Origin of the sequence: Streptomyces sp. NPDC001678, from assembly GCF_042892945.1 — a bacterium.
Lineage (GTDB): Bacteria > Actinomycetota > Actinomycetes > Streptomycetales > Streptomycetaceae > Streptomyces.
In genome coordinates, this window is sequence record NZ_JBIAUP010000006.1 from 445,834 (window position 1) to 470,122 (window position 24,289).

23 protein-coding genes and 1 tRNA gene are annotated in these 24,289 nt (G+C 73.2%); 13 read left to right on the top strand and 11 right to left on the bottom strand.

The annotated features are described in order from the left end of the window. Window positions 1-413: 413 nt before the first annotated feature. Window positions 414-496: transfer RNA gene (locus tag ACFYZR_RS16250), tRNA-Leu, on the top strand. Between the two features lie 242 nt (window positions 497-738). Continuing rightward, window positions 739-1,626 carry a Bax inhibitor-1/YccA family protein gene (locus ACFYZR_RS16255; RefSeq protein WP_391910561.1) on the top strand — a complete coding sequence of 296 codons (888 nt, stop codon included), beginning with the start codon at window positions 739-741 and terminating at the stop codon, window positions 1,624-1,626. 96 nt (window positions 1,627-1,722) lie between these two features. Here the strand turns inward: ACFYZR_RS16255 and ACFYZR_RS16260 are convergent, their stop codons facing one another. Continuing rightward, a complete protein-coding gene (locus ACFYZR_RS16260; protein ID WP_229353983.1) occupies window positions 1,723-1,953 on the bottom strand; it encodes a DUF4287 domain-containing protein in 231 nt (76 codons plus the stop codon). A 98-nt stretch (window positions 1,954-2,051) separates the two neighbouring features. Between ACFYZR_RS16260 and ACFYZR_RS16265 the strand changes: the two genes are divergently transcribed. Beyond that, on the top strand, window positions 2,052-2,378 hold the full coding sequence (locus ACFYZR_RS16265; RefSeq protein WP_391910563.1) for a hypothetical protein: 327 nt from the start codon (window positions 2,052-2,054) through the stop codon (window positions 2,376-2,378). Window positions 2,379-2,384: 6 nt separating this feature from the next. On the opposite strand, the gene ACFYZR_RS16270 is transcribed toward ACFYZR_RS16265, so the two are convergent. The 3 genes from ACFYZR_RS16270 to ACFYZR_RS16280 form a co-directional block, all read right to left on the bottom strand. Continuing rightward, the gene (locus tag ACFYZR_RS16270) at window positions 2,385-3,194 is read right to left on the bottom strand and encodes a hypothetical protein (protein WP_391910565.1); all 810 of its coding nucleotides are present in this window, start codon (window positions 3,192-3,194) and stop codon (window positions 2,385-2,387) included. A gap of 241 nt (window positions 3,195-3,435) precedes the next feature. Then, complete coding sequence (locus ACFYZR_RS16275; protein WP_391910566.1) at window positions 3,436-4,656, bottom strand: acetyl-CoA C-acetyltransferase; 1,221 nt, start codon at window positions 4,654-4,656, stop codon at window positions 3,436-3,438. 41 nt (window positions 4,657-4,697) lie between these two features. Continuing rightward, a complete protein-coding gene (locus ACFYZR_RS16280; RefSeq protein WP_391910712.1) occupies window positions 4,698-5,762 on the bottom strand; it encodes an SGNH/GDSL hydrolase family protein in 1,065 nt (354 codons plus the stop codon). 224 nt (window positions 5,763-5,986) lie between these two features. Here ACFYZR_RS16280 and ACFYZR_RS16285 point away from each other — a divergent pair, with 224 nt between their 5' ends. Continuing rightward, window positions 5,987-7,384 (top strand): cystathionine beta-synthase, encoded by a 1,398-nt coding sequence (locus ACFYZR_RS16285; protein WP_391910568.1) that lies wholly within the window; start codon window positions 5,987-5,989, stop codon window positions 7,382-7,384. A gap of 352 nt (window positions 7,385-7,736) precedes the next feature. Here ACFYZR_RS16285 and ACFYZR_RS16290 read toward each other — a convergent pair whose 3' ends face one another. Further along, complete coding sequence (locus ACFYZR_RS16290; protein ID WP_391910570.1) at window positions 7,737-8,255, bottom strand: hypothetical protein; 519 nt, start codon at window positions 8,253-8,255, stop codon at window positions 7,737-7,739. A 108-nt stretch (window positions 8,256-8,363) separates the two neighbouring features. Here ACFYZR_RS16290 and ACFYZR_RS16295 point away from each other — a divergent pair, with 108 nt between their 5' ends. Both ACFYZR_RS16295 and ACFYZR_RS16300 read left to right on the top strand, forming a co-directional pair. Continuing rightward, the gene (locus ACFYZR_RS16295; protein WP_391910572.1) at window positions 8,364-9,725 is read left to right on the top strand and encodes an acyl-CoA synthetase; all 1,362 of its coding nucleotides are present in this window, start codon (window positions 8,364-8,366) and stop codon (window positions 9,723-9,725) included. Window positions 9,726-9,821: 96 nt separating this feature from the next. After that, window positions 9,822-10,673, top strand: a complete 852-nt coding sequence (locus ACFYZR_RS16300; RefSeq protein WP_391910574.1) for a MurR/RpiR family transcriptional regulator — start codon at window positions 9,822-9,824, stop codon at window positions 10,671-10,673. Window positions 10,674-10,827: 154 nt separating this feature from the next. Here the strand turns inward: ACFYZR_RS16300 and ACFYZR_RS16305 are convergent, their stop codons facing one another. Further along, window positions 10,828-12,201, bottom strand: a complete 1,374-nt coding sequence (locus ACFYZR_RS16305; protein WP_391910576.1) for an alpha/beta hydrolase family protein — start codon at window positions 12,199-12,201, stop codon at window positions 10,828-10,830. Between the two features lie 247 nt (window positions 12,202-12,448). Between ACFYZR_RS16305 and ACFYZR_RS16310 the strand changes: the two genes are divergently transcribed. Next, window positions 12,449-13,033, top strand: coding sequence for a hypothetical protein (locus ACFYZR_RS16310; RefSeq protein WP_391910578.1), 585 nt, complete (start codon window positions 12,449-12,451; stop codon window positions 13,031-13,033). Here the strand turns inward: ACFYZR_RS16310 and ACFYZR_RS16315 are convergent. Next, complete coding sequence (locus tag ACFYZR_RS16315; protein ID WP_391910580.1) at window positions 13,017-14,405, bottom strand: diaminopimelate decarboxylase; 1,389 nt, start codon at window positions 14,403-14,405, stop codon at window positions 13,017-13,019. The genes ACFYZR_RS16310 and ACFYZR_RS16315 overlap by 17 nt on opposite strands. A gap of 172 nt (window positions 14,406-14,577) precedes the next feature. Between ACFYZR_RS16315 and hutU the strand changes: the two genes are divergently transcribed. The 5 genes from hutU (at window position 14,578) to ACFYZR_RS16340 (ending at window position 20,845) form a co-directional block, all read left to right on the top strand. Continuing rightward, on the top strand, window positions 14,578-16,236 hold the full coding sequence (gene hutU / locus ACFYZR_RS16320) for a urocanate hydratase (RefSeq protein WP_391910582.1): 1,659 nt from the start codon (window positions 14,578-14,580) through the stop codon (window positions 16,234-16,236). Between the two features lie 131 nt (window positions 16,237-16,367). Beyond that, on the top strand, window positions 16,368-17,555 hold the full coding sequence (locus ACFYZR_RS16325; protein ID WP_391910714.1) for an allantoate amidohydrolase: 1,188 nt from the start codon (window positions 16,368-16,370) through the stop codon (window positions 17,553-17,555). After that, window positions 17,546-18,895, top strand: a complete 1,350-nt coding sequence (locus ACFYZR_RS16330; protein WP_391910584.1) for a formimidoylglutamate deiminase — start codon at window positions 17,546-17,548, stop codon at window positions 18,893-18,895. The genes ACFYZR_RS16325 and ACFYZR_RS16330 overlap by 10 nt, the downstream gene beginning before the upstream one ends. Window positions 18,896-18,915: 20 nt before the next feature. Beyond that, complete coding sequence (hutI, locus tag ACFYZR_RS16335; RefSeq protein WP_391910586.1) at window positions 18,916-20,082, top strand: imidazolonepropionase; 1,167 nt, start codon at window positions 18,916-18,918, stop codon at window positions 20,080-20,082. Between the two features lie 82 nt (window positions 20,083-20,164). Next, window positions 20,165-20,845, top strand: coding sequence for a hypothetical protein (locus ACFYZR_RS16340; RefSeq protein ID WP_391910588.1), 681 nt, complete (start codon window positions 20,165-20,167; stop codon window positions 20,843-20,845). On the opposite strand, the gene ACFYZR_RS16345 is transcribed toward ACFYZR_RS16340, so the two are convergent. Next, window positions 20,749-21,186, bottom strand: a complete 438-nt coding sequence (locus ACFYZR_RS16345; RefSeq protein ID WP_391910590.1) for a nitroreductase family deazaflavin-dependent oxidoreductase — start codon at window positions 21,184-21,186, stop codon at window positions 20,749-20,751. The two genes, ACFYZR_RS16340 and ACFYZR_RS16345, sit on opposite strands and share 97 nt — an antisense overlap. Before the next feature lie 60 nt (window positions 21,187-21,246). Between ACFYZR_RS16345 and ACFYZR_RS16350 the strand changes: the two genes are divergently transcribed. Further along, on the top strand, window positions 21,247-21,603 hold the full coding sequence (locus ACFYZR_RS16350) for a MerR family transcriptional regulator (protein WP_391910592.1): 357 nt from the start codon (window positions 21,247-21,249) through the stop codon (window positions 21,601-21,603). A gap of 23 nt (window positions 21,604-21,626) precedes the next feature. On the opposite strand, the gene ACFYZR_RS16355 is transcribed toward ACFYZR_RS16350, so the two are convergent. The 3 genes from ACFYZR_RS16355 to ACFYZR_RS16365 all read right to left on the bottom strand — a co-directional run bounded on the left by ACFYZR_RS16355 (window position 21,627) and on the right by ACFYZR_RS16365 (window position 24,273). Beyond that, a complete protein-coding gene (locus tag ACFYZR_RS16355; RefSeq protein ID WP_391910593.1) occupies window positions 21,627-22,463 on the bottom strand; it encodes a helix-turn-helix domain-containing protein in 837 nt (278 codons plus the stop codon). Window positions 22,464-22,703: 240 nt separating this feature from the next. Further along, window positions 22,704-22,967 carry a hypothetical protein gene (locus ACFYZR_RS16360; RefSeq protein WP_391910595.1) on the bottom strand — a complete coding sequence of 88 codons (264 nt, stop codon included), beginning with the start codon at window positions 22,965-22,967 and terminating at the stop codon, window positions 22,704-22,706. Between the two features lie 127 nt (window positions 22,968-23,094). After that, window positions 23,095-24,273, bottom strand: a complete 1,179-nt coding sequence (locus ACFYZR_RS16365; RefSeq protein WP_391910597.1) for a helix-turn-helix domain-containing protein — start codon at window positions 24,271-24,273, stop codon at window positions 23,095-23,097. Between the last annotated feature and the right edge of the window lie 16 nt (window positions 24,274-24,289).

Consider the following 24,289-nt stretch of genomic DNA (forward strand, 5'->3'; position numbering starts at 1 on the left):
TGTCGGGACGGCGGGCTCCGGGACTCGTCGTCCACGGATTCAGGGCACGTACACCATGGTCCGATGCGCTTCGGCCGCCCGGATCAGCCGTAGCTCCCGTTCCCGGGACAGCCTCCGGAGGTATGCCGGGAGGGCCCTGTCATCCCTGGGTAGGAGACAGACCCTTACCGAGGGCGACGAGATTGCGACAATTCCGGTTCACCGTGAGGGCGGGGTGGTGAACGGCGGAGATCGGCCCCTGGCATGTGCCAAAGGCGTCATCCAGGCACTGACGGGGGCTCAGTTGCCCATAAAATAAGACAACCTCGGGTCGATGTTCCGCTGTTTGGGGGGCGTGCCCCGGCTAGGCTCGTGCTGCTCTCCTTGATGGGGAGGCTCGCGCGCCTCACCGCCGGGCTGCCCGAGAGCCCCCCGCCCGGATGGTGGAATGCAGACACGGCGAGCTTAAACCTCGCTGGCCCTTCGGGCCGTGCCGGTTCAAGTCCGGCTCCGGGCACCTCATCACTTCACGATCGTTCCGCGATCACTGTGCGATCACTCCGCGAGAGCCGTATTGCCGTCGGCATCGCGTTAAGAGTGCCGCATTTCGCGGTTCTCCCGGAACCGGTCGCCTCCGGATCGCGTTGTCCGGTACGGGGTCCGGCAGAGAAAAGATCGTCCCGTAGCAGGAGGGCCTTTTCTTTGCTCGCCCATTACCCTTGACGCCAAGGCCGCGCAGGGTGGCCACGGAGGAGTGAGATGAGGAGCAGCAACCCGGTCTTCTCGCGACGGGGGTTCAGCCGCGACAACAGCGGTTACGCGGGCTTCGGCGCGGGGGCGCAGGCCGGGGCCGCGTCCCAGGGGAACCCGTACGCGAGCGACCAGTACGCCGGGAACCCGTACGCCCAGCCCAGCAACCCCTACGCGACGAACCCGTACGCGCAGGGCGGGCCGGATCTCCAGCAGGGCCTGCAGGCACCGGCGCGGGCCACCGGCCGGATGACGATCGACGACGTCGTCACGAAGACCGGCATCACGCTGGGCACGGTGATCGTCGCGGCCGGCGCCGCCTGGGCGCTCTCGCTGCCCGTCGGCGTGGGCTTCGGCGCGGCGATCGTCGCCATGGTGCTGGGCCTGATCCAGTCGTTCAAGGCCAAGCCCTCCCCGGCGCTGATCCTGGCCTACGCGGCCTTCGAGGGCCTGTTCCTCGGCGTGATCAGCAAGTACTACAACGCGGTCGCCTACGGCGCCCCGATGCAGGCCGTGCTCGGCACGATGGCCGTCTTCGCGGGTGTCCTGATCGCCTACCGCACCCGGATCATCCGGGTCGACCGGCGCTTCACGCGCTTTGTGATCGGCGCCTCGATCGGCTTCCTTCTGCTGATGGTCGCGAACTCCCTGTTCGCGGTCTTCGGCGGCGGTGACGGTCTGGGCTTCCGCAGCGGCGGTCTCGGTATCGCGGTCGGCGTCGTCGGTGTGCTGCTCGGTGCGGCCTACCTGGCGCTGGACTTCAAGCAGATCGAGGACGGCGTGGCCTATGGCGCTCCCCGCGAGGAGTCCTGGCTGGCGGCCTTCGGCCTGACGCTGTCGCTCGTCTGGATCTACACGGAGATTCTCCGGATCATCGCGATCCTGAACAACGACTAAAACCCCGCTCGGGTATATCTGGATATATCCACGGCATGACAGGCCCGGGAAGGCATCGCCTTCCCGGGCCTGTTCCGTTCGCGCGTGGCGCGTGGTTCAGCCCAGCTTTCGCGCCGCTCGTCGGAGGTCGTACTCGTGGACGATGGCCTTCGCGTGGCCGTAGGCGAGATTGTGCTCGCCGCGCAGCCAGCTGACCTTCTCCTCGAAACGGAACAGGGAGGGGCCTTCTTCGACCGTGCGCAGCCAGTCCGCGACTTCGCGGCCGGTGCACTGGGGGATTCGGGAGAGCAGGTTCCGGTGGGTCTCGTCGGAGAAGACGTGGGACATCGGCGCCTCCGGACGCGTCGAATGATGGTCCTTCATGTCACCGTGCCCGAGTGTTCAAGCGTTGGCAACAGTCGGCGGGCGGCGCATAGTCTCATGGCGTGGATGATGTGACACCTCTTCTGGCCGCCGTGGACACCTTCGCCGACCGGCTGCGGACCCTGCCCCAGTCCCGGCTGAGCCGGGGCGCGGCGGCGGAAGCGCTGGCCCTGGCCCGGGAGCTGGCCGCGTGGACCCAGCGGATCGAGGAGCCGGACGCCCCGGCGGTACGGGAGATGCCGGACGCCGGGATGTTCGCGGTGGCCGATCAAGTGGCGGTGGCCGGCCATGATTTGGCCGAAGCGCTGCTCGCCTCCGGCGGGGTCGCCGAAGGGGTGACCCGGGCCGTGGGCCTGATCGAGGAGGCCGCGGGGCGCTGCGGGCTGTGACAGCGACTACAGCGACGCGATGACGCGGTCGGCCAGGACGTAGACCGTGCCCGACGCGCACTCGAAGGTCAGCGCGTAGGCGCCGGAGACCCCGGAGCCGCCCAGCAGGACGGGCGCGTCACCGGCCCGCAGGGCTTCGGCGAGGCGCTCGGCGGTCTCGCGGTGCCCGGGGGTCATGCAGACCGTGGTGCCGTCGGCGAAGACATAGACGTCGAGGGTGCCCAGCGGGCCGGGGCGGACGTCCGTGAGCGGCACGCCGTCGTCGGCGAGCTCGGTGAGGCGCTCGACCGTGCGCTCGTGGTCGGTGACGGACGGGGCCATGGGGGTGAAGTCGGGGTGCGAGGGGTGGCGGCGGCGGGCCGCCGCCAGCTCGGGGGAGTCCGCGGCCTCCGCCTCGAGGTCGGCCAGCGGGTCCAGCTCGGTGAGGTCCAGCCCGGCGAGGTCGGCCTGGCGGGGCAGGAACAGGGCGTCGTCGAGGCCGGGCAGGACCAGCGGCAGGGCGGGCGCGTCGGCGGCCCCGGCCAGGTCGCGGGCCTCCTGGGCGGCCCAGAACGCCCGGGCCTCGGCCAGCTCGCGCTCCCGCTCCTCCGCGAGCGCGTCGGCGACGGCCGCGCGTATCTCGGAGAGCTCCGCGACGGGGGCGGTACGGGCGGCGGGCACGGCACCGCGCGCGGCGGCGCCGGCCGTGGTGGCGGCCAGTTCCTCGCGCAGGGCGGTGATCTGCCGGCGCAGACCGCGAGTGCTGTGCAGGGCGGCGGCGCCCGCGGCCGTGGCGGCGGCAGCGCCCAGCAGCAGGGCAAGGGACATGGCGCTCACTGACGTACTCCCGGTTGCTTGGATCCCCCGAATTCCTACCCCAGCTTCGCGCATGCCTTTGGAGGCCCACAGTGCAAAACGTCAGTAAACGGACGGGACCAAGGGCCCGGACGTTCTTCCTTCAACCACCCTGACCTGGGGAAACGAATCTCCCCCGGGATGTTGGTCACATCCTGGGGGAGATTGGGTCACGTTCCGGCAAGGTGGCCGAACGTTGCTATTGGCAGTTGCCGCTTGCCGATTAGCTCAGCCGCTCGATCACCATCGCCATGCCCTGGCCGCCGCCCACGCACATCGTCTCCAGGCCGAACTGCTTGTCGTGGAACTGGAGCGAGTTGATGAGCGTGCCAGTGATGCGGGCGCCCGTCATGCCGAAGGGGTGGCCGATGGCGATGGCGCCGCCGTTGACGTTGAGCTTGTCGATGTCGATGCCCAGGTCGCGGTAGGAGGGGATGACCTGCGCGGCGAACGCCTCGTTGATCTCGACCAGGTCGATGTCGCCGATGGTCAGCCCCGCCCGCCGCAGGGCCTGCTTGCTGGCCTCCACCGGGCCGTAGCCCATGATCTCGGGGGAGAGCGCGGAGACGCCCGTCGAGACGATCCGGGCCAGCGGGGTCAGGCCCAGCTCGCGCGCCTTGGTGTCGGACATGATCACCACGGCGGCGGCGCCGTCGTTGAGCGGGCAGCAGTTGCCCGCCGTGATCAGGCCGTCGGGGCGGAAGGCGGGCTTGAGGCCCGCGACGCCCTCCACGGTGACGCCCGCGCGCGGGCCGTCGTCCTTGGAGACGACCGTGCCGTCGGGCAGCGTCACCGGGGTGATCTCGCGCTCCCAGAAGCCCTTCTTGATGGCCTCCTCGGCGAGGTTCTGCGAACGGACGCCGAACTCGTCCATCTCCTCGCGGGTGACGCCCTTGAGGCGGGCCAGGTTCTCGGCGGTCTGGCCCATCGCGATGTACGCGTCCGGGACCAGGCCGTCCTCGCGCGGGTCGTGCCAGCCCTCGCCGCCCTGCTCGGCGCGGGCGGCCGTACGGGCCTCGGCGTCGGCGAAGAGCGGGTTGTGGGTGCCGGGCATGCCGTCGGAGGAGCCGTTGACGGACCGGGAGACCATCTCGACGCCCGCCGAGAGGAAGACGTCGCCCTCGCCGGCCTTGATGGCGTGCAGCGCCATCCGGGAGGTCTGGAGGGACGAGGCGCAGTAGCGGGTGATCGTGGTGGCGGGCAGGTGGTCCATGCCCATCTGCACGGCCACGATGCGCGCCAGGTTGTGGCCCTGCTCGCCGCCGGGCAGACCGCAGCCGAGCATCAGGTCGTCGATGTCGCGCGGGTCGAGCCCGGGGACCTTGGCGAGCGCGGCCTGGATGATCGTGGCGGTGAGGTCGTCGGGCCGCAGCTCCTTCAGGGAGCCCTTGAAGGCGCGACCGATGGGGGAGCGGGCGGTAGAGACGATCACGGCTTCGGGCATCACACGGCTCCAGTTGCGCGGGAACGAAGACTCCCCGGAAGTTACCCGCAAGTACGTCCCGGGTCACGGTCTCCGGGCTGTGACGCCGGACTCTTTCCAGTATGGGCGGGCCGCTCCCCGTTCGGAGCGGCCTCCGCCCCCATCGGCAGCCGCCGCCGCTTGCGGTGCTTGAGCAGCGCCCAGCGGCCCCGGGCCGTGACCTCCGTGCCGCCCTCCGCGGCCGCCTCGGCGGCCGCCCGGGCCAGCGGCAGGATGCCCTCGCGGCGCGCCGCGTCCGGCCGCTCCTCCTCCTCCGGCCAGAGCCCCAGCACCGCGCAGAGCGTGGGCAGCACGGCCATGGCCGCCGTCGCGTAACCCTCGGCCGACGGGTGGTAGTTGTCGGGCCCGAACAGCTCCCGGGGGTTGGCCTCGAACTCCGGCCCCAGCAGATCGCCCAGCGAGACCGTCCGGCCGCCCGCCGACAGCACCCCGATCGTCTGCGCGGCCGCCAGCTGCCGGCTCAGCCGCCGGGCCAGCCAGCGCAGCGGCTGGTAGACGGGCTCGATCGTGCCCAGGTCGGGGCAGGTGCCGACCACCACCTCGCACCCGGCCTCCCGCAGTCTGCGCACGGCCTCCGTGAGCAGCCGGACGGAGCGGGTGGCGGGCACCCGGTGGGTGACGTCGTTCGCCCCGATCATGATCACGCAGACGTCCGGGATCCGCTCCGGATCGCAGAGGATCTGGGTGACCTGCCGCTCCAGGTCGTAGGACTGCGCCCCGGACAGCGCCACGTTGCGCAGCTCCACGGGCCGTTCCGCGACCGCCGCGAGCCCCGAGGCCAGCAGCGCGCCCGGGGTCTGCCGGGGCCGGTGCACCCCCTGGCCCGCCGCCGTGGAGTCGCCCAGCACCCCCAGCAGCAGCGGCTCCCGCCCCGGCCCGTGGACGAACGAGGAGCCGTAGCGGCCGTCCGCGTGCGGCGGGGTGCCGCCGGCCCCGCCGACGACCCGCCGGGCCAGCGCCACCTCCGTGATCAGCACCCCGAGCGCCGCCCCGCCGAGCAGGCCGACCCCACCGCCTCCGTATGCCGCAGCGGCCGCGATCCGCCGCGCGGCCCTCGCCCTCAGCATGGACACCGGACAGCCTCCTCAGCGCTCCTCAGCGCTCCGAAAGACGGTTTACAAACGCTTCACAAAAGCTTCATGAATCCGGCGCACCCTTGCGAGTGCGCGCTATGAGCAGGTTGCCCCGCGCACTCGCCTCCGCAACGCGCCGTTGGAGCGGCCGGAGGCGCTCTAGGCTGGCGGTATGGGCACGCGACGAACCGCTAGTGCCCCCGACCGCGGAGATCACCGTGCAGTATCACGATTCGATGATTGAGCTCGTTGGCAACACCCCGCTCGTGAAGCTCAACCATGTGACCGAAGGCATCAAGGCGACCGTGCTCGCCAAGGTGGAGTACTTCAACCCCGGTGGTTCGGTGAAGGACCGCATCGCCGTGCGGATGATCGAGGCGGCCGAGAAGTCCGGCGAGCTCAAGCCGGGCGGCACGATCGTGGAGCCCACCTCGGGCAACACGGGCGTGGGTCTGGCGATCGTGGCGCAGCAGAAGGGCTACAAGTGCATCTTCGTCTGCCCTGACAAGGTTTCCCAGGACAAGATCAACGTACTGCGCGCGTACGGGGCGGAGGTCGTCGTCTGCCCGACCGCCGTCGACCCCGAGCACCCGGACTCGTACTACAACGTCTCCGACCGCCTGGTGCGCGAGACGCCCAACGCCTGGAAGCCCGACCAGTACAGCAACCCCAACAACCCGCTCTCGCACTACCACTCCACCGGTCCGGAGCTCTGGGAGCAGACCGAGGGGAAGATCACCCACTTCGTCGCAGGCGTGGGCACGGGCGGCACGATCAGCGGCACCGGCCGGTACCTGAAGGAGATCAGCGGCGGCAAGGTCAAGGTCATCGGCTCCGACCCCGAGGGCTCGGTGTACAGCGGCGGTTCGGGCCGCCCGTACCTGATCGAGGGCGTCGGCGAGGACTTCTGGCCCACCGCCTACGACGGCACGGTGACCGACGAGATCGTCGCGGTCTCCGACAAGGACGCCTTCCAGATGACGCGCCGACTCGCCAAGGAGGAGGGCCTGCTGGTCGGCGGCTCCTGCGGCATGGCGGTCGTCAGCGCCCTGCACGTCGCCAAGGACCTCGGCGAGGACGACGTCGTCGTGGTGCTGCTGCCGGACAGCGGCCGCGGCTACCTGAGCAAGATCTTCAATGACGAGTGGATGGCCGACTACGGCTTCCTGGAGGAGCCCGGCGACGCCGCCCGCGTCGGCGACGTGCTGCGCCGCAAGGACGGCGGCATCCCCTCGCTCGTCCATATGCACCCCGAGGAGACGGTCGGTCAGGCCATCGAGGTGCTGCGCGAGTACGGCGTCTCGCAGATGCCCATCGTCAAGCCCGGCGCCGGTCACCCCGACGTCATGGCGGCCGAGGTCATCGGCTCGGTCGTCGAACGCGACCTGCTGGACGCGCTGTTCGCCCAGCGGGCCGCGCTGACCGACCCCCTGGAGAAGCACATGAGCGCGCCGCTGCCGCAGGTCGGCTCCGGCGAGCCGGTCGGCGACCTGATGAACGTCCTCGGCACGGCGGACGCGGCCATCGTGATCGTCGAGGGCAAGCCGAAGGGCGTCGTCAGCCGCCAGGACCTGCTCGCGTTCCTCGCCGAGAGCGGCAACGGCGGAACGAAGTAAGGCCCATTGGGGTAACTACCGGTCCGTAAAAGGTACGTATGCGTCACGTGCGCGCAGCACGGACTTAACACGGGACCGGCATAGTGAGGGGTGTCGAGGCGGCAGGAACTCCGGAGCGGCTCCCGGACTCCAGAGCCGTCCGGACGCGGCACCGGATCCCGGCACCCGGGATCCGGCCCGCGTCCTCCGCGGGGACCGCCGTCGTCCCGACCCCGGCCCCGGCCGGGGTGCGGCGGCCCCCGCGCCCCTCGTTCCTCCGGGCCGCGCGGCCGGGGCCCTGCGGGGGCGCCCCGTAAGGGGCGCGGGGAACTGCGCGACAAGCCCCCACCGGCCCGCGGGTGAACCGGAACGCTTACGCGCCCCACCCGTCGGCGGGAGACCGCTCCCGCTCGTTCGCCCGGCGCCCGAGCGGCAGGCGCCGCGCCTGGGCGACATTGACCCCCACGATCCCCACCCAGGTCACCACCAGCCCCGCCAGATGCGCCTGATACGCGGCGATCGCCGACAGCGGCACCGCCAGCACCAGCGACACCGCCGCGAAACCGAAGCGCTGCCCGAAGCCCCCGAGGGCCGGGGGCGGCCCGTCGCCCAGGTGCCGCCCCGCCGCACCCCGCGCCGCACTCATCTGCCGCTCGGCGAGATGCCGCCGCACCTGACGGTCCGCCGTGGCGTCCATCCGCCGGTCGATGCGCTCCCCGACCTTCTCCAGGAAGGAGTCGATGAGCTCCGCCTCGTACTCGGGCCCGAGCTCCTTGAGCGTGTGCGCGGTCGCGTCCAGCTCCCGGCGCAGTTCGGGGTCCTTCTTCAGGTCGAGGGCCGGGTCGTCGGCGCGACCGGGGTCCTTCGGGGTATCGGTGTCACGGGCCATCATGACCATGACGGTACGGTCGGCGAGGACCCCGCGTCAGTGGGGCCAGCACCCGTATCCGCAGAGGGGATGCCCCCCGGCCCGCCGGGGCCCCGTGGAAGGAGCGATTCCGTGCCCGAACCCCTGCTGTCGTCCCTGCTCGCCCAGGACGCCGCCGACCGCCCGGACGCCCTGACCATCGCGGGACGGCCGATGTCACGGGAGGAACTCCTGGGCGCGGCGGGCGCGGTGGCGGCCCGGATCGCCGGGGCGCCGTCGGTGGCCGTACGGGCGGTGGCGGAGCCCGAGACCGTCGTGGCCGTCGTCGGCGGGCTGCTCGCCGGGGTGCCCGTCGTCCCGCTGCCGCCGGACGCCGGGCCCGCCGAGCGCGGCCACATCCTGCGCGACTCCGGCGCCGGGCTCGTCCTCGGCGAGGACGTCCCCGTGGACATACGGGAGCGCGGCACCTGGTCCGCGCCCGAGCCGGACCCGGAGTCGACCGCCCTCGTGCTCTACACCTCCGGCACCACCGGCGCGCCCAAGGGCGCGCTCATCCCGCGCGGCGCCGTCGCGGCGGGCCTGGACGGGCTCGCCGAGGCCTGGAAGTGGACGGCCGAGGACACCCTCGTGCACGGCCTGCCGCTCTTCCACGTGCACGGCCTCGTGCTGGGCGTGCTGGGCGCCCTGCGCACCGGCTGCAGGCTGATCCACACCGGCCGCCCCACGCCGGAGGCGTACGCGGCGGCGGACGGCAGCCTCTACTTCGGCGTGCCGACGGTCTGGTCGCGGGTGGTGCGCGAGCACACCGCCGCCCGCGCCCTCTCCGGCGCCCGGCTGCTGGTCTCGGGCAGCGCCGCCCTGCCCGCGCCCGTCTTCCGCGACCTGGAGGCGCTCACCGGGCAACGCCCCGTCGAGCGCTACGGCATGACGGAGACCCTGATCACCGTCTCCGCCCGCGCGGACGGCGAGCGCCGCCCCGGCTCGGTGGGACTGCCGCTGCCGGGCGTGCGCACCCGCGTGGTGGAGACCGGGGAGGAGGGCGGCATCGGGGAGCTGGAGGTGTCCAGCCCGACGCTCTTCGCCGGCTACCTGGGCCGCCCGGAGGCGACGGCGGCCGCGTACACGGCCGACGGCTGGTTCCGCACGGGCGACATCGCCGCGATCGAGGAGGACGGCACCCACCGCATCGTGGGCCGGGCCTCCACCGACCTGATCAAGTCCGGTGGCTACCGGATCGGCGCGGGCGAGGTCGAGAACGCCCTGCTGGACCACCCGGCGGTCCGCGAGGCGGCGGTCGTCGGCCTGCCGCACGACGACCTGGGGCAGGAGATCGTCGCCTATGTGGTGGCCGACGGGATCGACGAGAAGGCGCTGATCGACTTCGTGGCGGGCCATCTGTCCGTGCACAAGCGGCCGCGCCGGATCCGCTTCATGGACGCGTTGCCGCGCAACGCGATGGGCAAGCCGCAGAAGAAGCTGCTGCCTCCGCTGTGAGGCGGTGGCTCCGCTGTGAGGCGCGGCCCCGGTGCCGCGTCCTGCATAATTCCATGCAGGATGCGGGCCGGATGAATGACTGACCGAGGAGGGCCCATGAGCGGGACCGGGGGCGAACCGGAAGCCACCGCGCGGCTGCAGAAGCTCTTCGAAGGGCACCGGCTGACGCCCACGCAGCGTCGCATCGCCCACTGCATGGTGCGCCGCGCGGCCGACGCGCCGTTCCTCTCCAGCGTGGAACTCGCCGAGCTCGCGGGCGTCAGCCAGCCGTCGGTGACCCGCTTCGCGGTCGCCCTCGGCTTCGACGGCTACCCCGCGCTCCGCCGCCACCTGCGCGACGTCGTCCCCGCCGCCGAGGCGCCCGCCGAGGACTCGTACAACGAGTACCAGCAGGCCGTGCACGCCGAGATCGACAACCTCCGCCACCTCGCCTCGCTGCTCGCCGACCCGGCCCCCGTCGCCCGGGCCGGCCGGCTGCTGGCCGCCTCACGCCCCCTGCCGGTCCTCGGCCTGCGGGCCGCGACCGCCCAGGCGGCGGGCTTCGCCTACTTCGCGCGCAAGGTCCACCCCGATGTGCGGTTGCTGGACGAGGGCGGCACGCTGCTCGTCGACCGCGTCGACGCGGCCGTACGCGCCGGGGCGAGCGCCCTGCTGTGCTTCGCGCTGCCGCGCCATCCGCGCGAGGTGGTGGAGGCGCTGGAGTACGCGCGGGGGGTGGGGCTGACGGTCGTCACCGTCGCCGACTCCACCTTCGCGCCGGTCGCCCGCCACAGCGACGTCCTGCTGCCGGCCGCCGTCGGCACGGGCCTCGCCTTCGACACGGCGTGCGCGCCGATGCTGCTGGGCCGGGTGCTGCTGGAGGCGATGTGCGACGCGCTGCCGGACGCGCAGGCAAGGCTGGAGGAGTTCGACGCGAGGGCGGCGGCGCGGGGCTTGTTCGTGGAGTGAGGGCGCCCCAATCCAGCCCGTCCGGCGTTTGAGGACCGGGGGTCCGGGGGGCGGAGCGTGAACTCAGCCCGTCCGGCGTTTGAGGACCCGGGGGTTCGGGGGCGGAGCCCCTGAAAGAAACGGGAAGGGGCGGGATCGGGGACTCTCCACCGCCCTAACGGGCGTACCGCACCTCCGGGAACCGCCCCGACGGCCCGTCCAGCAGCCCGTCGTCCCGCCCCCTCAGAAAGCGGTCCAGAAAGGACGCCACATACGCCCGCGTCACCGCGACCGCCCGCTCCCCCCGCACCGACCCCACATCCCCCCGCACCGTCCCCCACGGCACCGCCCCCTGCCGCGCGAGCTGCGGCAGCAGCGCCGCCGCGTCCGTATAGGCGCCGTGCTCCGACCCGCTGAGCGTCACGTCACCGCGCCAGCCACCGCGACCGCGCGAGTGCTGCCACAGCGCTTTCCACGACGGCTGACGCCGGTACTCGCCGGAATCGGCCGCGTCGGTGCCCATCAGCAGGAACGGCCGGTCGACGCCGTCGCGGGACGCCGAGCTCATGCCGTGGGCCCCGGGGAACTCCATCGTCCCGTCCATGTTCACCGCGGCCCGGATGCGTCGGTCGTCGTGCATCGCCTGAACGGCCGTGAAGCCGCCCGCCGAGTGGCCCACCATCCCCACGTGCCGCAGGTCCATGGCGGCCGCCAGCCCGTGCGGCAGGGCGAGCCGGTGCCGGCGGTCGCCGAGCCGGTCCAGGACGAACCGGGTGTCGTCGACGCGCGCCTTCATCGCCCTGCGCAGCACCCGCTCCGGGTCCGTGCCGCGCTTCGCGGCGAGGGCGGGGAGGACGGAGGGAGCGAGGCGGCCGCCGGGGAGGGCGACCTCGGAGGAGTCGTAGGTGTGGTCGACCGTGACGACCACGTAGCCGCGCGAGGCCAGGTCCTCGACGAGCGATGTGTTCCAGGTCCGGGGATCGCCCAGGCCCGCGGAGTACAGCACGACCGGCCGTACGCCCGTCCCGCGCGCGGCGGGAGCGTCCACGCGCGCGTGGGTGGCGGTGGCCGCCCAGTCCACGGCCCCGGCCGGCACGCGGTAGCCGAGGTGGCCGGAGCCGCCCGGCGAGCCGAAGTGGGCGGCGGCGCGCCGCTCCATGTGGGGCGCGGTGCGCGGGGCGGTCCGCCAGCCCGCGTGGGCCGCCGGGTACCAGAGGCCGATCATCACCTCGCGGTGGCCGCGCCCCGGGTGCCAGGGGTCCTCGCGGGAGGTGTCGACCAGGTGGCGGGTGGTGGTGCCGACGGGGAACGGGCCGGTGGGCTCGGGCAGCCGGGCGTGGGCACGGGAGCCGGCCGGGGCCGAGGGCAGGACCGAGGCCGGGTCCAGGAGCGAGGCCGAGACCGGGGCCGCCGTGGCGCCGTCGGCCCGTCCGGGTCCGTCGGCCGCCGCGCGGGCGTGCGGGGCGAAGGCCCCGAGCAGACCGGTCAGGGCCAGCGCGCCCGCCGCCACCAGCGCCCGTCGCCGCAGGGCACGCTCGTTCACCGGCATTCCGGTCTCCTCCCACCGTTCACCGTTCGGCTGGTGTGACGACCATAAGGACCGACGATGCGTCGACACGACATACGTGGGGGTCAACTCGCCTGTGATACCCGGGTATGACTCCAGTGGGCTACGGGTGGGCCACGGGCCCCGGCGGTTCTCAGCTCGCACTCAGAATCGTCGGCTAGCGTGCGGCCCGCAGTGATGGCGACAGAGGAGGTCCGCCGTGGGACGCGGAGCGTATGCGCTGGCTCGCGTGGCCGTGATCGTGAGGGCGTCGGCGCGCTGGCTGTGGTGGCTCGGGCTGCTGAGCGCGGGGGCCGGTGTCGCGGTGACGGAGCTGGTGCCGGGGCTCACCGGACGCCGACTGGGGCTGGCGGCGGGTGGCGTCCTGTTCGTCGTGGCCGGTGCCGTGGCCTTCCTGGCGCGGCGCGGCCGGTACACGGAGCTGGCGGGCGGCGCGGAGCGCGCGGGCCGGGCCGTGTTCCTCCAGGACCGGGCCGTGACGGCGCGGAACTGGCGGCGGGCCCGGCGCTGGTGGCTGGCGGGCGCGTTCGTCGCCGCCACGGCCTCCTCGCTCGCCGTGCCCTCGGCGGCCGGGCTGGCGATGGCGGGCGCGGGTGCCGGGCTGTGGGCGAAGGCCCTGTGGCTGGGCGGCCTGGAGCGCCGGAGCGAGTCGCTGCTGTGGGTGCGTACGGAGCGGGCGCAGGGCAGCCCCGTCGCGGCGCCCGTACGCGGCTGGTTCACCACCGGTCTCGTCGCCGGTGACGCCCTGCCCGGCGGGGCCCGGCGGCGGGGCCGTCCGGCCCCGGGCGCGGCGGTGGTCAGCGCAGCGCGGTGAGCCCCACCGCGTGGGCGCCGCCGCTCTCGGCGACGAGTTCGTCGAGGGACTGCGGCGGCCGTACGGGCACGAAGCGCACGCCGACGGAGGGGGCCTCCTCGTCCCCTTCCGTCCGTTGGTGCTCGGCATAGCCGTAAACCCCCGGGCGGGGGAGCGTGTTGTACGCGAAGTGGTTCGAGAAGTAGTACGCGCCGGTGTCGAGCAGCGCGACATGGTCCCCGGCCTCCAGCCGGGGCAGCGACCGTCCGGTCGCGACCAGGTCCCCGGCGAAACAGCACGGCCCGGCCACGTCCTGCGTCTCGGGCACTCCCTCCTTCGGCCGTCCCCACGCGTCGTACACCGCCACGCGCAGCGGCCACGCCTCCGGCGCGAACACCGTGCGGACGGCCACCTGCGCGCCCGCGTGCGTCACCGCGATCCGGCGGCCGCCCGCCGACTTGGCGTACTCCACCCGGGCCAGCACCATCCCGCTCTTGGCGAGCAGCGACCGCCCGAACTCGGTCACCAGGCCGTAGCGGCCGTCGAACAGGCCGGGGACGGCCTCGGCGAGCAGTCGCGCGTACGCGGCGTGGGTGGGGGTGACGTCGTCGGAGGCGAAGTTGACGGGCAGGCCGCCGCCGATGTCCACGGACCGGATCCGCCGGGCGTCGGCGCGCTCGTTGACCTCCTCGGCCAGTTCGTACACCGCCCGGATGCCGGAGGCCATCAGCTCCAGGGGGCAGCCCTGCGAGCCGACGTGGGCATGGATCCGGGTGAGCCACGGCCGCTCGGCGCAGGTGCGTACCAGCCACTCGCGCGCCCCCTCGTCGCGCAGGGGGATCCCGAACTTCGACGTCGGCGTGGCGGTGCTGAGCGCGTCGATGCTGCCGCCGCCGACCTGGGGGTTCACGCGCAGGCCGAGCGGCGGGACGGACGCGGGTGGGACGCCGTCCAGGAGGCCGTCCAGCCGGGCCAGCTCCTCCCGGCTGTCGGCGTTGACGGCGACGCCGAGCGCCAGCGCCTCGCGCAGCTCGGCGGGGGTCTTGGCGGGGGAGTCCAGCACGGTCCGCCCGGGCGGCACGCCCGCAGCGCGGGCCAGCGCGAGCTCCCCGGGGCTCGCCACCTCGGCGCCCAGCCCCTCGTCGGCGAGCAGCCGCAGCACGGGCACCAGGGGCGCGGCCTTGACCGCGAAGGTGTGGAGGACGTCCGCCCCGGGAGTGCTGACCTGCGCGAACGCTCTGTGGAGCGCGGCGGTGGCCGCTCTGATCCCCGGGACGTCCAGCAGGCCCGCGACGGGCCGGTCCGCCGAGACGACCCCCTGCCGGACGGCCGCCCGCACGGCAGCGTCCCGCCGCCGCGCGGCGCTCTCGCTCCCGCTCTCCACATGACCCATACGCCTACTCCACCACCGAGCGGGGCCGACGGCCACGGTGCGAGCGCCGTCGAGGCCGACCGGCGACCTGTTGAGCAGAAGCTGTTGACTAGAGGTATTCAGCCACCCAAACTGTGCAGTGTTCTATTCAGAACCGAATGGGACCGAGTGGAGAGCCAGGGAGGCAGCGCCCATGTCAGGACCGCGACCCGTGCGAGCACCGCGAGGCACCGAGCTGAGCACCCGGGGCTGGCAGCAGGAAGCCGCGCTGCGGATGCTCCAGAACAACCTCGACCCCGAGGTCGCCGAGCACCCCGACAAGCTCGTCGTCTACGGCGGCACGGGCAAGGCCGCCCGCGACTGGCGCTCCTTCGACGCGATGGTCCGCACCCTGCAGACGCTCAAGCAGGACGAGACCATGCTCGTCCAGTCCGGCCGCCCCGTCGGCGTCATGCAGACGCACGAGTGGGCGCCGCGCGTCCTCATCGCCAACTCCAACCTCGTCGGCGACTGGGCGAACTGGGAGGAGTTCCGCCGCCTGGAGGCCCTCGGCCTGACCATGTACGGGCAGATGACGGCCGGCTCCTGGATCTACATCGGCACGCAGGGCATCCTCCAGGGCACGTACGAGACGTTCGCCGCCGTCGCCGCGAAGAAGTTCGGCGGCACGCTCGCCGGGACGATCACCCTGACCGCCGGCCTCGGCGGCATGGGCGGCGCCCAGCCGCTCGCCGTCACCATGAACGACGGCGTCGCGATCTGTATCGACTGCGACCCGCGCGCCATCGAGCGCCGCATCGAGCACCGCTACCTGGACGTCAAGGCCGACTCCCTCGACCACGCCCTCCAGCTGGCCGTCGAGGCGCGCGACGCCCGCCGCCCGCTGTCCATCGGCGTCCTCGGCAACGCCGCCGAGCTCGTACCGCAGCTCCTCGCGATGAACGCGCCCATCGACATCGTGACGGACCAGACGAGCGCCCACGACCCGCTCGCGTACCTGCCCGTCGGCGTCTCCTTCGACGAGATGGCCACCTACGCCGCCGAGAAGCCCGCCGACTTCACGACCCGGGCGCGCGAGTCGATGGCGCGTCACGTCGAGGCGATGGTCGGCTTCCAGGACGCGGGCGCCGAGGTCTTCGACTACGGCAACTCCATCCGCGGCGAGGCCCAGCTCGCGGGCTACACCCGCGCCTTCGACTTCCCCGGCTTCGTCCCGGCGTACATCCGCCCGCTCTTCTGCGAGGGCAAGGGCCCCTTCCGCTGGGCGGCGCTGTCGGGCGACCCCAAGGACATCGCGGCCACCGACCGCGCGATCCTCGACCTCTTCCCCGAGAACGAGTCCCTGGCCCGCTGGATCAAGATGGCCGGCGAGCGCGTCCACTTCCAGGGCCTGCCGGCCCGCATCTGCTGGCTCGGCTACGGCGAGCGCGACCGCGCGGGCGAGCGCTTCAACGACATGGTCGCGAGCGGCGAGCTCTCCGCGCCCATCGTCATCGGCCGCGACCACCTCGACTGCGGCTCGGTCGCCTCGCCCTACCGCGAGACGGAGGCCATGCTCGACGGCTCCGACGCGATCGCGGACTGGCCGCTGCTCAACGCCATGGTCAACGTCGCCTCGGGTGCCTCCTGGGTGTCCCTCCACCACGGCGGCGGCGTCGGCATGGGCCGCTCCATCCACGCGGGCCAGGTCACGGTCGCCGACGGCACGGCCCTGGCGGGCGAGAAGATCCGCCGAGTCCTGACCAACGACCCGGGCATGGGCGTCATCCGCCACGTCGACGCGGGCTATGACATCGCCGAGTCGGTGGCGGAGGACCGCGGGGTCCGCATCCCGATGCGGGAGGGGGAGTGACCGCCGCTGCGGGCGACCGCCCGGTTGTGGGCAATCGTTCCGCAGGGCGGAACGGGTGGGCACAACCGGACCACCGGCCCGCACCCGAAGCGGGCACCTCCGGTGCGGGCAACGCACCGTCGTTCCACGAGATGTGGCGCGACCTCGCCCCCATCGGCCGGAACCCGGAAAGCGGCGGCTACCGCCGCTATGCCTGGACCGGCGCCGATGCCGACTGCCGCTCGTGGTTCCAGGCGCAAGCGGAACTACGCGGGCTGACCTACGAGGTCGACCGCAACGGCAACCAGTGGGCCTGGCTGGGCGACCCCACCGCCGGTGACGCCGTCGTCACCGGCTCCCACCTCGACTCCGTCCCCGACGGTGGCGCCTTCGACGGCCCCCTCGGCGTCGTGTCGTCCTTCGCCGCGCTCGACGAGCTCCGCGCCCGGGGCGCGAAGCCCGGCCGCCCCCTGGCCATCGTCAACTTCGGCGACGAGGAGGGCGCCCGCTTCGGTCTGGCCTGCGTCGGCTCGCGCCTGACCGCAGGTCAGCTCACCCTCGACAAGGCCCACGTCCTCCGGGACGGCGAAGGGATCTCCCTGGCCCGGGCCATGGAGCGTGCCGGATACGACCCCGAGGCCATCGGCCCCGACCCCGAGCGCCTCGCCCGCGTCGGCGCGTTCGTCGAGCTCCACGTCGAGCAGGGCCGCGCCCTCGCGGACACGTCGCACCCCGTGGGCGTCGCCTCCGCGATCTGGCCGCACGGCCGCTGGCGGTTCGACTTCCACGGCGAGGCCAACCACGCCGGCACCACCCGCCTCGACGACCGCCGCGACCCGATGCTGACGTACGCCAATACCGTGCTCGCGGCCCGCAAGAAGGCCCGGCTCGCCGGTGCCCTGGCGACCTTCGGGAAGGTCGGCGTCGAGCCGAACGGCGTGAACGCCATCGCCTCCCTCGTCCGCGGCTGGCTGGACTCGCGCGCCGCCGACGAGGAGACGCTGGCCGCCGTCGTCGCGGAGATCGAGCAGGCGGCGGTCGAGCGCGGCGTCCGCGACGGCGTGGAGGTCCGGGTGACCCGGGAATCCTTCACCCCCGTCGTGGAGTTCGCCCACGACCTGCGCGACGAGCTCGCGGGGCTCCTGGGCGGCGCGCCCGTGCTGCCCACGGGCGCCGGGCACGACGCCGGTATTTTGTCCGGTGTCATCCCCACGGCCATGCTGTTCGTGCGGAACCCCACCGGCGTCTCCCACTCGCCCGCCGAGACGGCGACCGAGGACGACTGCGTGGCCGGAGTGACCGCACTCGCCGACGTACTGGAGGGCCTGGCGTGCAGGTGACCTACTGGGCCGAGCACGCGTGGCTCGGCGACCGTGTCGAGCCGGGCGTGGCCATCGAGGTGACGGACGGCCGGATCACGGCCGTCCGCACCGAGGTCCCCTCCCCGCCCCCGGGCGCGACGACCCTGCGCGGCCTGACCCTCCCCGGCCTGGCCAACGCCCACTCCCACGCCTTCCACCGTGCCCTGCGCGGCCGCACCCAGGTGGGCAGCGGCACCTTCTGGACGTGGCGCGACGTGATGTACGGCGTCGCCGACCGGCTCACCCCGGACTCGTACTTCGCGCTCGCCCGTGCCACGTACGCGGAGATGGCCCTCGCCGGCGTCACCTGCGTCGGCGAGTTCCACTACCTCCACCACGGCCCCGGCGGCACCCCCTACGCCGACCCCAACGCCATGGGCGAGGCCCTGATCGCGGCTGCCGCCGAAGCCGGCATCCGCATCACCCTCCTCGACACCGCCTATCTCTCCTCGGGCTTCGGCAACGGTCCCGTTGGCGAGCCCCCGAACCACCACCAGACGCGCTTCTCCGACGGCACGGCCGACGCCTGGGCCGAGCGCGCCGCCGCCCTCAAGCCCGCCGGCCACGCCCGGATCGGCGCGGCCGTCCACTCGGTGCGCGCCGTGCCCGCCGACCAGCTGACGACCGTCGCCGACTGGGCGAAGGACCGTGAGGCCCCCCTCCACGTCCACCTCTCCGAGCAGACCGCCGAGAACGACGCCTGTCTCGCGGCGCACGGCCGCACCCCCACCCGGCTGCTCGCCGACCACGGCGTGCTCGGCCCGCGTACCTCCGCCGTGCACGCCACCCACCTCACCGACGAGGACATCGCCCTCCTCGGCGGCGCGGCATCGACGATCTGCATGTGCCCCACGACCGAACGGGACCTCGCCGACGGCATCGGCCCCGCCGTCGCCCTCCAGCGGGCGGGCAGCCCGCTGTCGCTGGGCAGCGACAGCCACGCCGTCATCGACCTCCTCGAAGAGGCCCGTGCCATGGAGCTCGACGAGCGGCTGCGCAGCCGCACCCGGGGCCACTGGACCGCCGCCGCGCTGCTGCGCGCCGCCACCGAGGACGGGCACGCCTCCCTGGGCTGGGCGGACGCGGGCCGCATCGAGCCGGGTGCCCTCGCCGACCTCACGACGGTCGCGCTGGACTCCGTCCGTACCGCGGGGCCGGCTCCGCGCCACGGTGCCGAGACGGCCGTATTCGCCGCGACCGGGGCGGACATCCGCCATACGGTCGTGGGCGGCCGGCACGTCGTACGCGACGGGCTCCACCAGCTCGTACCGGACGTGCCGCGGGCACTGGCCGACTCCATCGCCGCCCTGAGCGGCTGACGCCGAGGACCGGAGCAAGCATGAGCACGGCAATCATCAACATCAGCAGTCTGGTCACCAACGACCCCTCCCTCGGCGAAGGCCCCCTCGGTCTGGTCCAGGACGCGGCAGTCGTCATCGACGGCGACCGCGTCGCGTGGATCGGTGAGTCCAGCAAAGCACCCGCCACTGACAACGCCGTCGACGCCGGGGGCCGGGCCGTGATTCCCGGCTTCGTGGACTCCCACTCCCACCTGGTCTTCGCGGGCGACCGCACCGCCGAGTTCAACGCGCGGATGTCCGGGCGGAGCTACAGCGCGGGCGGCATCCGCACGACGGTGGCGGCGACCCGAGCGGCGAGCGACGCCGAACTGGAGGCGAACCTCACCCGCTACCTCACCGAAGCCCTCCGCCAGGGCACGACCACCTTCGAGACGAAGTCCGGCTACGGCCTCACCACCCACGACGAGGCCCGCGCCCTGCGGATCGCCGCCGCCCACACCGACGAGGTCACCTACCTCGGCGCGCACATCGTGGCGCCGGAGTTCGCCGACGACCCCGACGGCTACGTCTCCCTCGTCACCGGCGAGATGCTCGACGCGTGCGCCCCGCACGCCCGCTGGGTCGACGTGTTCTGCGAGAAGGGCGCCTTCGACGGCGACCAGGCCCGCGCGATCCTGGAGGCCGGCAAGCGTCACGGCCTGGTGCCGCGCGTCCACGCCAACCAGCTGGGCCACGGCCCCGGCGTCCGGCTGGCCGTCGAGGTCGGCGCGGCCTCCGCCGACCACTGCACCCACCTCACGGACGCGGACGTCGATGCCCTGGCCCAGGGCTCCACGGTGGCCACCCTCCTCCCTGGCGCCGAGTTCTCCACCCGCGCCCAGTGGCCCGACGCGCGCCGCCTCCTCGACGCGGGTGTCACGGTCGCCCTGTCCACGGACTGCAACCCCGGCTCGTCCTTCACCAGTTCCATGCCGTTCTGCGTGGCCCTGGCCGTGCGCGACATGGGAATGACGCCCGACGAGGCGGTCTGGTCCGCCACGGCGGGCGGGGCGGCGGCCCTCCGCCGCACGGACATCGGCCGCCTCACCCCGGGCGCCCGCGCCGACCTGGCGCTCCTGGACGCCCCCTCGCACGTCCACCTCGCCTACCGGCCCGGCGTGCCGCTCGTCTCGGCGGTCTGGCGGCGCGGGGTGCGCGAGCTCTGAGGGCCGGGTCAGGGGGGTCTCAGGGCGGGATCGGGGTCTTCCCGGAAGCCGCGGGGAGGCCTCGCCCGGAAGTATCGACGTCATGACGAACACGACATGGCGACAGGCGGCCTTCACGACGGGCCCGCTGTGCATGACGGCCTACGGCCTCATCCGGCTGACGGACCCCGGGCACGGCCCGGGCCCGGCCTGGTCGCTGGGTCATCTGGCCCTGCTGGCTGGCGTCCTGCTGTTCGGACAGGTGATGCTGGGCCTGCGCCGGACGGCGGCGACGGGCCGGGGCCGGGTGAGCAGGACGTTCGCCGGCGCCGGCGCGACCCTGGGCCTGCTGGGCGTGGCGGCCGTGACGGCGCAGACGGCCATCGACCTGCTCGTGGGATACGCGTCGGTGGACCGCGCGACGATGAACGCCCTCTTCGAACGGATCCACAGCTGGCCGGGCGTGACCCCCGCTGTCTACACCGTCGGCCCGCTGCTCTTCTACGTCGGACTGCTGCTGCTCGTGGCCCAGTTGGCGGCCCTGCGCGCGATAGCCGTCTGGCGGCCGCTCGCGATCGTCGCCGGTGTGGCGATCACGGCGGCCGGCGGCCTGGACCTGATCCCCCTGAGCGGCCTGCTCTTCCTGGCCGCCCTCGCACCGCTCGGCAAGAACGCCACCACTGCCCCTCAGCCCGTCCTCTCCAGCGTCACGAGCGGGATATCCCGCCCGGAGCGCGAGGCCCGCTCCCTGAAGTCCGTGAAGGCCGGATCCGCCGCGATCTGAAGGGCCCACACGTCCTCCCGCGCGGACTCCTCCAGCAGCTCGGCCCGCACGGGGAAGCGCTCCCTGCCCACCTCGACGGTCGCCTCCGGGGCGGCCATGAGGTTGTGGAACCAGCCCGGGGCGGTGGGCGCCCCGCCGTTCGACGCGAAGACCACCAGCCGGTCGCCGTGGGCGACGTGCACCAGCGGCGTCGTCCGGGCCAGCCCGGTCCGGGCGCCGCGCGTGGTCAGGAGCAGCAGCTTCACGCCGGCGAACTGGCCGCCGACACGGCCGCCGTTGGCCCGGAACTCCTCGATGACGCGCTGATTGAAGGGGTTGCTGTTGAGCACGGTGTCCGTCATGGCCGTCACGCTAAAGTCTCACACCGATGTGAGATTCAACCCTCTGTGAGGCAGGTCATCATGAGGATCGGCGACCTGGCGCGAGCGACCGGCGTGAACGCCCGGCTGCTGCGCTACTACGAGGAGCAGGGCCTGCTGGCCTCCCACCGCCTCCCCAGCGGCCACCGCCGCTACGCCCAGGACGCGCCCGAGACGGTACGCCGCATCAGGGTCCTCCTGGACGCGGGCCTGCCGACCCGCGTCATCCGTGACGTCCTGCCCTGCGTGCGTGGCGAGGACCCGTCCGCCTACGACCCCTGCGTGGCCACTCACCTCTCCACCCGCCTCCACGACCTCGACCGCCACATCACCGAACTCCAGCGGACCCGAGCCTCCCTGGCGGGCCTGCTGGCGGCGGCGGAGGGAGCGGTGGCGTAGGGGACCTGCCGGGCCTGTGAGATTCAGGCGACCGCACGGCCCGCCGCTTCACGGCAGTCCCGGCAGCGGCCCGGCTCGGCGGCGCGGAAGACGCGTTCGCAGCCGCCGCAGGTCTGGAACGGCAGGGGCGCCGGGGGACGTGCCGGGCCCGGTGGTGCCTCCGGGGTCCGTACGGGCAGGGCGGGCGGCAGCCAGTTCCGCAGGCGGTAGCCCAGCAGCCGGGCGGGCCAGGAGATGGCGCCCATCGGCAGGCTGCCCGTAAGGGTGAGAGCGATCTGGACGGGGCCGATCCCACGGTCGAGCCATGTGCGCACGGCGGGGGAGAGCCGTCGGACGTCCGTCTCCGAGAGCCACAGCCGTGGGTCGCGGCGGCGCAGCCCGGCGAGCAGGTCGGCGGCGGGCCGGTCGACGGGCGGCAGCGATAAGGGGGTCGGCTCCTCGCGCGGAGCGGGCTTCGGGGCGGCGGGCCGCCGCTTCACCAGGTCGACCTTGGCCGGAGGCGGCTCGGCGCCGGGCCGCTCGTACCAGGTCGTACGGGTCACCATCCGGCCCGTTGCCGTCCGTTCGCGCGGCCGCTCCAGATAGCCGGCGGTTTCCAGCTCCTTCAGGGCCCTGGCGATGGTGATTTCGCCTTCCCTGAAGCGGCGGGTGAGGTCTTTGATGCCCACGGACGCGCCGTCCGGCAGCGACTGGATGTAAACGCCCAGGCCGATCGCGACGGCGGACAAGTCCGGGTGCTGGGCGAGGTGGTTGCCGACGACGGTGAAGTTGGTGTCGTGGTGGTGGCGGATGTGGACGACTCCGGCTCGCGGAGGGCCGGTGCGCGCGGAGGCGTGCGCGCTAGACTGCGGTTCAGTCATTGGGAAGGTGCTGCTTCCTGGATGATCAGGCCCTCGTTCGGGATGCCAGTCCCGGCGGGGGCCGTCGTCTGTCTGGGTGAGCTTGCGCGGCGAACGTACCGCGCCGCCGCCCGCGACTTCCACCGTGTCACCTGATGGGGTGACGTGTCGGGTTGGTAGGGGTTGGTTCTTTCCCCAAGTCCTTTAAAGAGACGTCGGGCCCGGCCGGTTCGCGGTTCGCCGCGAACCGGTTGCCTCGACTCACACGTGTGCCTCGCGCTGGTGCAGACCCATGAGTGTGGCGGCGCGCGCCATCCCCTCGGCGTCGCCCCGCGCGGTCGCCTCCCGTCGGGCGCGCTTGATCCGGTCGCATCCGGCACAGCGCCCCCGCTCGCCGCCGGGCGTCATCGGGCGGAGCGCCGACGGCTTCGCCTCCCATTCGCGACCGCCGCCCAGGGGGCGCAGGAAGACGCGTTCCCGCGTCGCCGCCATCACCTCACCCAGGCGGTTCCGCTGCGTGTCCATCGCGAGAGTCCCGACCTCAGGCGTGCCGGTTTGCTCATCTGTCGCCATGCGCCAAGACGCTACGGAAGTCGCTTTCCGCCCCACAATGGCACTTTGGCGGGGCGGTCGGTGGAAGTGCCACCCGTGGTCACAGCGGCACACCGATGGCGTCCGCGAGCGATCGCATGCCCGGCGTGAGGGTCCTCCTTCTCTCGATCACCCGGCCGAGAATGTCCTGCGCGTACCGCTGATTGGGCAGCCACTGGGGCGCCACGGTCCGGACGTGCTCCAGGACGTCCACCGCTTCCGCGTACCGCCGCAGCCGGACGTTCGCTTCCGCGACGTCCAGCAGGTGGCGGTTGCGGTTGTTCGAGGTGGGCCGGAGGCCGGTCGCGGGTACGCGTTCCGCGAGTTGGAGTACGTGGTCGGGGCGGTCGGCGATCAGTGCGTTCTCGGCGCGTTTGAGCTTTACCGTCACGGGGCCGAGTGCCCGGAGGAAGTCCTTCTCCGGTGCGAACTCCCGCCCCATCGCGATCGCGGCGGAGTGGGCGAGGCGCAGCGCCTGGTCGGCCTCGTCGGGCCTGTTGTCCCTGACGGACGCGGCGGAGAGGCGCAGCAGAAGCCAGCCCCACGCGCTGAGCTCCGCGGGCGTGGCGCGGGACATGCGGGGTTCGACTTCGTCGGCCCAGCGCGTCGCCAGCTCGCGTGCGGCGCCCAGCCTGCCCTGCCGCAGGAGCAGCCAGCAGCGGGTGCTGACGCTGGTCGCCGCGTGCAGGTCGTCCGGTGCTTCGCCCAGCGCTCGTTCCAGCGCTACGTCTGCCGCCTGGAACTGGCGGGTCTGGGTGAGGAGCCAGCCCGTCAGCTGCATCAGGCGGGCCCGGAGGGCCTTGCCGTCAAGTCCGGTCTCCGCCAGCGCGTCCGCGTCGCGGATGAGGGGCGGCAGGATCGCGCCCAGCTCCGTGTACCGGTCCGTGGAGAACAACGGGAGCGCCGAGTCGAGGGCCGCGCGTACACCCGTGAGGGTGGGCGGCTCGCCGCTCTCCGTCGCCCGGACGGGATCCGTCAGCGCTCGGCGCACCGCTTCCCACTGGTTCGCGGCGGGGGCTTCGGGTCCGGCGTCGCCCCGATCGCCGGCCAGCCGGCTCGTGGGCACTCGCAGAGCCACCGCGAGTCTGTGCGCTGTCTCCAGCCGGGTGTCGTCGCGTTCTGCCTGCTCCAGTTTGCGGATCAGGGAGAGCGAAACGCCTGACATCGCTGCGAGTTCACGCTGACTCAGGCCCCGGCGCTTGCGTACGTCCCGGAGCCGCTGGCCGAAGGTGGCACCCATGGGGCGAGCGTACGCC